General features: G+C 52.6%; 11 protein-coding genes and 1 other RNA gene. 5 read left to right on the forward strand and 7 right to left on the reverse strand.

What is annotated here, in order from left to right; translation table 11 throughout:
* Window positions 1–51 precede the first annotated feature (51 nt).
* Window positions 52–418, reverse strand: an RNA gene (gene rnpB, locus ACYZYZ_RS06375) — RNase P RNA component class A.
* Between the two features lie 156 nt (window positions 419–574).
* Between rnpB and ACYZYZ_RS06380 the strand changes: the two genes are divergently transcribed.
* Window positions 575–1,285, forward strand: a complete 711-nt coding sequence (locus ACYZYZ_RS06380) for a ParA family protein (protein WP_461483663.1) — start codon at window positions 575–577, stop codon at window positions 1,283–1,285.
* Between the two features lie 2 nt (window positions 1,286–1,287).
* Here the strand turns inward: ACYZYZ_RS06380 and rsmI are convergent, their stop codons facing one another.
* Window positions 1,288–2,118 carry a 16S rRNA (cytidine(1402)-2'-O)-methyltransferase gene (rsmI, locus tag ACYZYZ_RS06385; protein ID WP_305169557.1) on the reverse strand — a complete coding sequence of 277 codons (831 nt, stop codon included), beginning with the start codon at window positions 2,116–2,118 and terminating at the stop codon, window positions 1,288–1,290.
* 42 nt (window positions 2,119–2,160) lie between these two features.
* Here rsmI and ACYZYZ_RS06390 point away from each other — a divergent pair, with 42 nt between their 5' ends.
* Window positions 2,161–3,975 carry a penicillin-binding protein activator gene (locus tag ACYZYZ_RS06390; RefSeq protein WP_305169558.1) on the forward strand — a complete coding sequence of 605 codons (1,815 nt, stop codon included), beginning with the start codon at window positions 2,161–2,163 and terminating at the stop codon, window positions 3,973–3,975.
* Here ACYZYZ_RS06390 and ACYZYZ_RS06395 read toward each other — a convergent pair.
* Complete coding sequence (locus tag ACYZYZ_RS06395) at window positions 3,972–4,445, reverse strand: hypothetical protein (protein ID WP_461483664.1); 474 nt, start codon at window positions 4,443–4,445, stop codon at window positions 3,972–3,974. The genes ACYZYZ_RS06390 and ACYZYZ_RS06395 overlap by 4 nt on opposite strands.
* A gap of 202 nt (window positions 4,446–4,647) precedes the next feature.
* Here ACYZYZ_RS06395 and ACYZYZ_RS06400 point away from each other — a divergent pair, with 202 nt between their 5' ends.
* The 3 genes from ACYZYZ_RS06400 to ACYZYZ_RS06410 are packed head-to-tail and all read left to right on the forward strand — an operon-like array spanning window position 4,648 to window position 6,231.
* Complete coding sequence (locus ACYZYZ_RS06400) at window positions 4,648–5,046, forward strand: YraN family protein (protein ID WP_461483665.1); 399 nt, start codon at window positions 4,648–4,650, stop codon at window positions 5,044–5,046.
* 25 nt (window positions 5,047–5,071) lie between these two features.
* Window positions 5,072–5,659 (forward strand): D-sedoheptulose-7-phosphate isomerase, encoded by a 588-nt coding sequence (locus ACYZYZ_RS06405; RefSeq protein ID WP_305169561.1) that lies wholly within the window; start codon window positions 5,072–5,074, stop codon window positions 5,657–5,659.
* Window positions 5,659–6,231: a BON domain-containing protein gene (locus ACYZYZ_RS06410; protein WP_305169562.1), complete on the forward strand. Its 573-nt coding sequence runs from the start codon at window positions 5,659–5,661 to the stop codon at window positions 6,229–6,231. Before ACYZYZ_RS06405 ends, ACYZYZ_RS06410 begins: the two co-directional genes overlap by 1 nt.
* Before the next feature lie 58 nt (window positions 6,232–6,289).
* Here the strand turns inward: ACYZYZ_RS06410 and ACYZYZ_RS06415 are convergent, their stop codons facing one another.
* From ACYZYZ_RS06415 to ACYZYZ_RS06430, 4 genes are all read right to left on the reverse strand, one after another.
* Window positions 6,290–7,468, reverse strand: a complete 1,179-nt coding sequence (locus tag ACYZYZ_RS06415) for an acetyl-CoA C-acyltransferase (protein ID WP_461483666.1) — start codon at window positions 7,466–7,468, stop codon at window positions 6,290–6,292.
* An 11-nt stretch (window positions 7,469–7,479) separates the two neighbouring features.
* Window positions 7,480–7,911, reverse strand: a complete 432-nt coding sequence (locus ACYZYZ_RS06420) for a ClpXP protease specificity-enhancing factor (protein ID WP_305169564.1) — start codon at window positions 7,909–7,911, stop codon at window positions 7,480–7,482.
* A gap of 87 nt (window positions 7,912–7,998) precedes the next feature.
* A complete protein-coding gene (locus tag ACYZYZ_RS06425) occupies window positions 7,999–8,631 on the reverse strand; it encodes a glutathione S-transferase N-terminal domain-containing protein (protein ID WP_305169565.1) in 633 nt (210 codons plus the stop codon).
* A gap of 65 nt (window positions 8,632–8,696) precedes the next feature.
* Window positions 8,697–10,190 (reverse strand): ubiquinol-cytochrome c reductase (locus ACYZYZ_RS06430; protein ID WP_461483667.1); only part of this gene is annotated, 1,494 nt, incomplete at its 5' end.

Raw genomic sequence — 10,190 nt, forward strand, 5'->3', positions numbered from 1 at the left:
AAAGACGTCTATCTTCGTTATCTTCGCTTTCTGATCACAACACCGCTCGATGTGAGAAGTATGGAATTTGAACTCAATTTATTTTGGCTGCGATTTTTTTACAGGCTTTTAGCTCACAACGATCTGGCACGAAAATATTCCAATCTAATAGCATGTCATATTTCTTTAATAAAAGGGGTTTACCATCGCCGTGGAGTGTTGCCACCCACGCGGTGCGCTCTTACCGCACCATTTCAACCTTACCGGCAATCTTACGACTACTTAGGCGGTATACTTTCTGTTGCACTTTCCGTCGGCTCTCACCGCCCAGACGTTATCTGGCACTTTGCCCTATGGAGCCCGGACTTTCCTCCCCTGAAAACCCTGTGCCACCTTCGGAGGCGCAGAGAAATTCAGCGGCGGCTGCCCGGCCAACTCCCGCGGCAAGATTACCACGATAAGTTTTTTTTGCAGCGATAACCCACCAAAACTCCCCTATTTATTCACAACACTGGTTATTTTTTGACCTAATCGATAGTTCACCAAGGCAATGTTGGCTAGGGTAGGCGTCTCCATGGGACGAGGAATCATCCAAATGCAGCGTATTGTAGTCGTCAATCCAAAGGGTGGCTGCGGCAAAACCATGCTGTCCACCAATCTGGCGAGTTTTTTCAGCCATCAGGGCGCGATTACGACATTAATGGATCTGGACCCCCAGGGGTCCAGTGTCTTCTGGGCGCTCAACCGCCCGGACAATGCCCCTCACATACAACTGGTCGACGCACACAACTGCCCACTCAATGTCACTCGCAGCTGGGCCATTCAGCCACCCAGAAATACCGAAGTATTGATTTTGGATACGCCGGCGCGGCCTGACCTGGTCAATCTCAGCCCTCTCCTTAGAGAAGCCACGGCCATTTTGCTCCCCGTGGTGCTGGAGGAATTTGACCTCCACGCCGTCACACACACGGTTCAGGAATTGCGACGAATGCTGCCATCCCGGCAGAATATGGCGGTGGTCATCAACCGTTTTGCAGCCTCACCCAGGGCCACACGACGAGCTCATGATCTTGAAAAAACCCTATCGCTGCCGATTGTTGCCTACTTGCGCCAATCGAGAACCTTTCTGCAGGCCGCATCCGAGGGGAAAGGGGTCTATGAAATGGCCGGTAGCCATTATCGCAGGGACAAACAGGGCATTGCCGGAATCGGCGAGTGGTGCAGCAACCGAGGGGCAGAAAGTGCGGGTGAAACGGGATTGAAACGTCTTCATCCCGACGTTATCGCGATGGCCAGCAACCTGTAGGCCTAACCTTTGAGGGACAGGGCCAACTGGTAGAGAGCATTCTTATGTCCGCCGGTGATTTTTGCTGCCAGTGCTGCCGCCTGTTTTAACGGTAACTCTTCCATTAATAATGCCAAAACACGTCGTTGTTCGCTCTCGCTGACGGCAACTTCCGGGGCACCACTCACCAGTATAACGATTTCACCCCGCTGCTGATTGGCATCCTCTTCAACCATTTGGCAAAGCTCCTCAAGACTGCCCGCCAGAAAGGTTTCAAAGGCTTTGGTCAACTCCCTTGCCAATACTGCTTCTCGGTCAGCGCCCAGTTCCGCGACCATATCTGACAGCGTGTCCAGCACACGATGAGGAGATTCATAAAACACCAGGGTGCGGGGATCATCGGCAAGAGCCGACAGTTTTTTCTGGCGGGCACCAGACTTCGCGGGGAGAAATCCCTCAAAGGAAAAACGGTCACTGGGCAAACCCGAGGCACAGAGTGCCGCGATTAGCGCACAGGGGCCGGGAATAGGGACAACCTTCACCCCCAACTGGCGGGCTTTGCGGACCAGACGGTATCCCGGATCTGAAATTAATGGCGTGCCGGCATCCGAAATAAGGGCCACTGTTTGGCCCTGGCCCAACGTCTGTAGAATTCGCTGGGACTGATGCTCTTCTCCGTGATCATGGTAGGGCACCATGGGAGTATCAATACCCAAGTGCTTCAATAAACGACCACTGTGACGTGTGTCTTCTGCGGCAATGAGATCTACAGCATGGAGAACATCCACCGCTCGGGGTACCATATCCCCCAAGTTGCCGATCGGCGTTGCCACCACATACAATTCACCAGCCATAAAGAACGTTTTCCTATGCCCAATTTCCGTGTAAGTGCAGTAATGCTTGTCTGGCTCCTGACCTTGTTAGTCGGGTGCAGTCAACCCGGCATGGTGACGCCGGTGCGGGAACACCAGGCAACACCTGTGGAGCTGGCCGAGCAGGCGCTTTCCCAAGCCGCCGGGAGCATAACACCCGAACGGCAGCTCCTCCAATTAACAGCAGCGGAACTGTTTTACCGTGCGGGCAAGCCCCAGCAAGCACTCAACACCCTGCAGATAATTGATAGCAGCGGCTTGCCGGATGACCGCTATGGCGATTTTATTCTGCTGTTTGCCGAGCTCACACTGGCAAATGAGGCGTTTTTTGAAACCCGCGACCTGCTCACCAACAGCCGCATGACTGCCATCATCTACCGGCTTCCCCTGGAGCAACAGACCCGCTGGCTGCAGATGCGAGGCGATCTCTTCTCACTACTGGGCGAGGATGAAAACAGCATTCGTGCCTATGCCACACTGGCCAACCTCGTAGATGACAAAAACACTAGGCAGGAAGTTCACGAGAAGTTATGGCAGGTTTTGACACACCTTTCAGGACCACACCTGTCTTCATTGCTGGAACTTGAAACTGATACCACACTGCTGGGCTGGTATAACCTGGTCAATGTGTTACGCAACAGCCAGGGCGACGTCAACCAACAACTAAGCCAGTTAGAACAATGGCGCACTCGTTGGCCAACCCATCCCGCCGTTGTCGATCCGCCTGCCAGTCTGCTGGCACTTCAACAAATTGCGAATTCGCTACCCGAGAGCATTGCAGTACTGCTTCCCTTTGAAGGCTCACTGGCCCAGGCAGGCAAAGCAATACGTAGTGGCTTTCTCGCTGCATGGTATGAAGCTTATGGTTATGCAGCCAAAGCGCCAGTGATCCGTTTTTATGACACGGCGGGAGCCACCGATATAGCCACCCTCTATCAGCAGGCCACCACCGAAGGGGCGCAGCTGGTCATTGGACCCGTTCAGCGTGAAACTGTGGAGCAATTGATACAGCTGACAGAACTGCCAGTCCCCGTCATCGCGCTCAATTATCTGGAAAACCCGGCTTTACCCATTCCCGACAATTTTTACCAGTTTGGGCTATCCGTCAGTGATGAAGCCCGACAAATCGCCGACAGGGCCTGGGTTGAGGGTCAGCGTACTGCGTTGACCGTAACACCCAACTCCGGATGGGGAGACAGGGCACTCACCGCGTTCCGTGAACGCTGGCTAGAGCATGGTGGAACGCTGGTAGAAGCACCTGCCTACGGGACTGCACAGAGCGATTTTGCCCCCCTCCTCCGGCCCACCCTGCATATCACCCAGAGCGAAGAACGCAAGACTCGACTGCAACGCCTACTGGGGAAATCATTAAACTTCACGCCTCGGCGCCGCCAGGATCTGGACATGGTATTTATGGTCGCCTATCCCGATCAGGCTCGACAAATCAAGCCCACCCTGGACTTTCTGTTCGCGAGCGACCTGCAAATTTACAGCACATCGCAACTTTATACGGGTGTTCAGGACCCGGGGCGCAACCGGGACCTGGAGTCCATTCGCTTCAGCGCCATGCCCTGGACACTGCCTGGCGCCGGGCATGAAAAACTGCAGCCGGCCCAGGACCTGCAACCCATCTACCGCCATCTGTTTGCACTGGGAATTGACGCTTACCACCTACATCAGGGGTTACCGCAAATGCTGCTTCTGCCGGAAATCAAACTGTCGGGCAGTACAGGCACACTGCAACTGGACAAGCGCAAGCACGCCATTATGAGGGAACAACCTTGGGCAGAGTTCAGGGGCGGTCGGGTAAAGCAAGCGCAGCAGTTGAAGCTCAACTAATCAGTCAGGTTCTCTGTACTCGCCTCGCAACGGACCAATAATTGCTCTTTAAGATAAGCCTGAGAGTCGGCAAAGCTCACTTCGATGACCTTGCGACTATCGCCAAGACTTAGCAGCGTTACCTGTCCTTTATGGAACGGCAACCCAGAGGCAACATCACCGCTATAATCGAGCCAGACCGGATAATCCAAATCCCGCAATCGCGGCACGGCGATAAATTTTGATACTAATTTCGGCATACCGCTGATATTGGCCAGATAGATAACGCGACCGTCCTGCAGGCAACCGGGATCCACTTCTGCCAATGTCTCTCGAACCATGTCTTTGACTTTCATCCCGGCAACCAGCATGACAAGGGTATCACCATCTCTTCCCTTGAAGGGTTCTCCGAATTGATTCACCAGGCTGCTAAGGTCCGGCAGCTGATAATCTGGTACCGCAACATTATCGGCCCAGCTTCCAGCCACCATAAAACATCCCACTATAAGGGCAACTAACGAACTGACAACCGACGAGCGTTTGAACATCACGACACCTAAACTAGATCAAGACAAGGATTTTAGAGGGATCGGAGCCAACCAGGCAAGTCACCAGCCATTTTTGGCCACACTGATCTTTTGAAACACCCGAACCCGGTGCATCATTAACCTTCAGACAAAAGGAATTGGTCCAATGATATTTTCTATTAAACCCAAGCACCGAAAATTACAGAACCCTTCTGTGGGTGCCATGGCTGAAAACCGGGCCAGATCCTGGCTGGAGAAACAAGGCTTGCAACTCCTGGAGAAGAATTATCGAACTACTCGCGGCGAGATTGATCTGATCATGCAAGATGGGGATACCCTGGTGTTTGTGGAGGTCAGAATGCGACAGAACGAGCGGTTTGCCACGGCGGCCCAGAGCATAGATCACCGCAAGCAGCAGCGTATCATCTCCACCGCTCAACACTATTTGCAGGCTCAAGGACTCTGGGAAAAAATCCCCTGCCGCTTTGACGCCATTTGCCTGCAAAGAGACACCGACAACGGTAATGGCTATCGGGTAGAATGGCTACAAAATGCATTTAGCTAGCCGCAGAGAACCGTTGTAGAGAGCTATGGAATCAAGTGTTATCGAACAGTTTCACCAGAGCATCGAGGCAAAAATGGCCGCCGGTGAAACACTGGCTCCTCTGATTGCCAAAGCAAGCACCAAAATTGTCGAGCAACTGGTACAGGACCACCAGGTATTATGCTGCGGGAATGGCCTGTCCTCGGCACTGGCGAAAATTTTCACTCAGTCCCTGCTACTGCAATACAAACTGGAACGACCTGGATTTCCCGCCATCTGCCTCAGCAACGATTGCTCGCTGATCACAGCTATCAGCCACTACCACAGTGTTAGTGAAATTTTCAGTCGACAGGTAAAAACCCTGGGCCGCCCAGGGGATGTACTGGTTATATTCAGCCTTGGCACCAACCCGAGCAACCTGGTGCAGGCCATTCATACCGCCCATGACCGGGACATGTCTGTGATCGGTTTCACCGGAGCTGGAGACAAGGATCTGTCCGCACTCCTCAGTGGCGATGATATCGAGATTCGTGTCGACCACGACGACCGTCACCGCATCAGTGAAGTACATTTATTAAGTATTTTTTGTCTTTGTGAATTAATTGACCAACAACTATTTGGAGGAACCGCCTGATGTACCAGCGCCTGGCAGCTTTGCTGCTGATCAGCGTCATCGGCCTGACCGGCTGCACGAATATCATTCACGCCACTACGGATGAACCTATCAAGCCGGACCCTACAAATACCTCACTGGGCACTGACATTGATGACTGGCAGCTGGAAACACTGATTGGTGTGAATATCAAAAAGGCGAGCAGCCAGCTGGAACATGCCCATGTAAACATCAATGCCTACAATGGCGTGATTCTGCTGACCGGCGAGGTTGCCAGCAATGATTTGCGCACTCTGGCCGGCAACACGGCACGGGACTTCCGGGGCGTACGTCAGGTACATAATGAATTACAGGTTACCGGCACTTCTTCACTGGTATCCCGCAGCAACGATGTCTGGCTTTCAACCAAGGTACGCTCCAAGCTGATCGCGGAAAAAAATATCAAATCCACCCGTATCAAGGTGGTTACGGAAAGTGGTGTCATCTACCTGATGGGTCTGGTAACCCGCAGCACGGGAGATCAGGCCGCACTAGTGGCGAGTACGACGCGAGGCGCCAAGCGAGTCGTAAAAGTATTTGAATATATTGATTAGCCAATGCCTGGACATAAAAAAACGGCCCTGATGGGCCGTTTTTTTACAGGGGGACGTTTTACAGCACCTCAACCGCGAGGGCCGTCGCTTCACCACCACCGATACAGATACCGGCGATACCCTTGGTTTTACCATAGGTCTGCAAGGCAGCCAGCAAGGTGACGATGATACGCGCACCTGACGCGCCAATGGGGTGTCCCAGTGCACAAGCACCCCCATGAACATTGACCTTTTCATGGGGGATATCCAGCTCTTTCATGGCGGCCATGGTAACCACGGCAAATGCCTCATTAATCTCGAACAGGTCCACCTCATCCTTGGTCCAGCCGACTTTATCCAGCAGCTTACTAATAGCCCCTACGGGTGCTGTAGTAAACCATTCGGGCTCCTGGGAATGATAACTGTGAGCAAGGATGCGGGCCAACGGCTTAAGTCCGTGCTTTTCCGCCACTGACTGACGGGTGAGCACCAGAGCGGCGGCGCCATCACTGATGGAGCTGGCATTAGCCGCCGTTACCGTGCCGTCCTTGATAAAGGCTGGACGCATTTGTGGAATCTTATCTGCATTGGATTTACCCGGCTGCTCATCGATACGGTACTCCACATCTCCTTTACGGCTGGACACAGTGACAGGTGCAATTTCACTGTCAAACTTACCCTCGGAAATGGCTTTATTGGCACGCTCCAGAGAAGCAATGGAAAACGCATCTTGTTCCTCACGGGTAAACCCATACTTGGAAACACACTGCTCGGCAAACAGACCCATTGCCTGGCCATTGTATGCGTCTTCCAGGCCATCCATGGTCATGTGGTCAAAAATCTGATTGTGGCCAAAACGGTAGCCGCTACGACCCTGCAACATCAGGTAAGGCGCATTGGTCATACTTTCCATGCCACCCGCAACCGCTACATCGACGTTACCCAGGGTCAGGCTATCAAAAGCGTTCATCACCGCCTTCATGCCGGAACCACACACCTTATTCAGCGTGGTGGAGGTGACACTGTTGGGCAAACCCGCTCCCAGGGTCGCCTGTCTCGCCGGCGCCTGACGCAACCCAGCCGATAAAACACAGCCCATATCTACAGAATCAACCTGCTCTGGAGCGACGCCAGCACGCTCAACCGCCGCCTTGATGGCCGATGCTCCGAGCTGTGTCGTGGGAACACCACTGAACTGGCCTTGCATGCTGCCGATCGGCGTGCGTGCCATACCGACAATTACGATAGGATCTGACATGATTTTTACCTCTATTTAACTACTCTAAGGGAAGGCTTGACCGTCTTATCACTTGGCTTGACCGCTTTACCCTCCTTTACAGCCTTGGGTTTACTGGGTCCTGGTCCTTGCGGATCAGGATCCGTATCTTTTTCGGGCTGAAATACCATGCCCTGCCCATTTTCACGCGCGTAAATCCCTGTGATGGACTGGATAGGAAGTCGAATATTGCTGGGGACACCGCCAAAACGGGTACTGAAAGCTACCTGATCATTATTCATAACAAAGGCAGCCACAGCCCTAGGCGCAACATTCAATACAATCTGACCGTCGTTGACATGCTCCTGTGGCACCTCAACGCCCGGAAAGTAGGCATCTACCACCATGTAGGGCGTACATTGATTGTCCACTATCCAGTCATAGAAAGCCCGGATCAGGTACGGTCGGTTTGATGTCATTTTCATACGCGCCATAGGTTCCGGGTAAATGGGCCGACATTGTACAAAAAAAGGGACAACGAGGTCCCTTTTTAAACATTTCGCAAAAACGACCTAGCTGGCCATTTCTTTTTCCAGCTCAGAGAGGCTCTCGCGGAATGACTCCCTTTCAAACAGCCTCTGCATGTAATCATGTAAGGGTTTTACCTGGCGGTTGTTGGGCAACTTAATACCCAAACTGTCCAAACGCCACAAAATCGGCGCCAGACAACAGTCGACCAGAGTAAACTCTTCACTCATAAAGTAAGGCAAGTCTGCAAAAATAGGAGCAATGCTGCAAAGGCTGTCACTGAGCTCTTTGCGTGCTTTGTCGGCCTCAGCGCTGTCAGGATTGCTGATAATGATATCAATCTGACTACAACAGTCGCGCTCAATACGATGCATAAACTGACGGCTCAATGCCCTGGCAACCGGATAAACAGGCAGCAACGGTGGATGAGGGAAACGCTCATCCAGGTACTCCATCATTACCTTGGTTTCGTAGAGTGCCAGATCCCGATCGACCAGGGTTGGCAGGGAGGCATAAGGGTTCAGCTCCAGCACATCTTCGGGCAGGTTTTGATCATCCACCTCTTCAATCTCAACCGTTACCCCCTTTTCAGCCAGCACGATACGAACTCGGTGACTGTAATGACAGGACGGATCAGAGAAAAAAGTCATCGAAGATCGTTTGGCAACAACCCCCATATTGGAACCTCTATTTTGATTGACAAAGAAAAGATGGCCGCTGTTGCGGCCATCCCCATAAAAAATTAGTGAATGCCTTTCCAGTATTCCCGGTTAAGCAGCCATACCCAGATAAACAGGAAGGCCAGGAATAACAGAACGTAGATACCGATACGCTGGCGATCTTCAGCCATAGGCTCGGCAATATAGGTCAGGAAGTTAACCAGATCGTAAACCGCTTCGTCATACTCCTCGGGACTCATGGTTCCCTCGGTCACCAGGCTATAGCGACCGCAATCATCTTCCAGGATTTCTGCACGAGTCAGAGGATCACGCTTGATCCCACCGTTGGCCGCATGAACCGGGCCCGGGGCACATTCTTGCAAGCCCTGAACGTCCAGCAAGGCATGTGGCATACCCACGTCTTTAAACACCTTGTTGTTGACGCCAAACGGACGGGAAGGATCCTTGTAGAAGTGGCGCAAATAGGTGTAAACCCACTCGGAAGAACGAGCACGAGCGACCAGTGTCAGATCCGGCGGCGCAGCGCCAAACCAAACTTTGGCCTTATCCGCCGGCATGGCGATACTCATCAAGCTACCAATTTTCTGGTCGGCAAACACCAGGTTGTCCATCACCATGCCAGCAGGCATTTTCAGGTCTCTGGCTACTCGTTCCCAGCGCGAATATTTAGCCGAGTGACAGCCCATGCAGTAGTTGACGAACAACTTAGCGCCATGTTGCAAAGATGCCTTATCTGACAGATCCGCCTCAAACTCATCACACGCGATGGTGCCACATTCATGCTCTGACTCAGAACCCACCGCTTTCAGCGGCAGCCAAGCCAGCAGGGCCACAAAAATCAGGGCTGCCAGCGATTTCCAAGGGCCAAATCCGCCATTGGTGGTAACGCGTTCCGGCTGCGGCGTGGTTTTTTCCAGCTTGGTCCAGATGGGCATTGCCAAGAAGAACACAAAATAAAGGATGGTACAGATCTGAGCCAGCAGTGTGCGGGCCGGGGTCGGCGCCTTCACACCCAGAACACCCAAAATAATGAAGGATGCAGCAAACACCAGCAGGGCGATACGGCTGAAATTACCCTTGTAGCGGATTGACTTCACAGGGCTGCGATCCAGCCAGGGCAGCACAAACATGATGGCAATTGCCGCCGCCATCACCATGAAGCCAGCAAACTTATCTGGTACAGCTCGCAACATGGAGTAGAACGGAGTGAAATACCACACCGGGGCAATGTGTGCTGGTGTCTTCAGCGGGTTGGCGATTTCAAAGTTGGCATGCTCAAGGAAATAACCACCCATTTCCGGTACGAAGAACATAATAAAGGCAAACACGAACAGGAAGACCACAATCGGCACCAGATCGTGAACAGTATAATAGGGGTGGAACGGAATACCGTCACGGGGTATACCGTTTTCATCCTTGTTCTTCTTGATCTCAACGCCATCCGGGTTATTTGAACCAACCTCATGCAGCGCCAGGATATGGGCAACCACGAGGAAGATCAGAACCAGCGGCAGCGCAATCACATGTAATGCAAAGAAACGGTTCAACGTAGCATC

This window comes from Porticoccus sp. (assembly GCA_023261185.1).
Lineage (GTDB): Bacteria > Pseudomonadota > Gammaproteobacteria > Pseudomonadales > Porticoccaceae > Porticoccus > Porticoccus litoralis.

Excerpts from the sequence above, each read along its gene's own strand:
- ACYZYZ_RS06380 (WP_461483663.1), top strand. The coding sequence starts at position 575 with ATGCAGCGTATTGTAGTCGTCAATCCAAAGGGTGGCTGCGGCAAAACC.
- rsmI (WP_305169557.1), bottom strand. The coding sequence starts at position 2,118 with ATGGCTGGTGAATTGTATGTGGTGGCAACGCCGATCGGCAACTTGGGG.
- ACYZYZ_RS06390 (WP_305169558.1), top strand. The coding sequence starts at position 2,161 with ATGCTTGTCTGGCTCCTGACCTTGTTAGTCGGGTGCAGTCAACCCGGC.
- ACYZYZ_RS06395 (WP_461483664.1), bottom strand. The coding sequence starts at position 4,445 with ATGGTGGCTGGAAGCTGGGCCGATAATGTTGCGGTACCAGATTATCAG.
- ACYZYZ_RS06400 (WP_461483665.1), top strand. The coding sequence starts at position 4,648 with ATGATATTTTCTATTAAACCCAAGCACCGAAAATTACAGAACCCTTCT.
- ACYZYZ_RS06405 (WP_305169561.1), top strand. The coding sequence starts at position 5,072 with ATGGAATCAAGTGTTATCGAACAGTTTCACCAGAGCATCGAGGCAAAA.
- ACYZYZ_RS06410 (WP_305169562.1), top strand. The coding sequence starts at position 5,659 with ATGTACCAGCGCCTGGCAGCTTTGCTGCTGATCAGCGTCATCGGCCTG.
- ACYZYZ_RS06415 (WP_461483666.1), bottom strand. The coding sequence starts at position 7,468 with ATGTCAGATCCTATCGTAATTGTCGGTATGGCACGCACGCCGATCGGC.
- ACYZYZ_RS06420 (WP_305169564.1), bottom strand. The coding sequence starts at position 7,911 with ATGAAAATGACATCAAACCGACCGTACCTGATCCGGGCTTTCTATGAC.
- ACYZYZ_RS06425 (WP_305169565.1), bottom strand. The coding sequence starts at position 8,631 with ATGGGGGTTGTTGCCAAACGATCTTCGATGACTTTTTTCTCTGATCCG.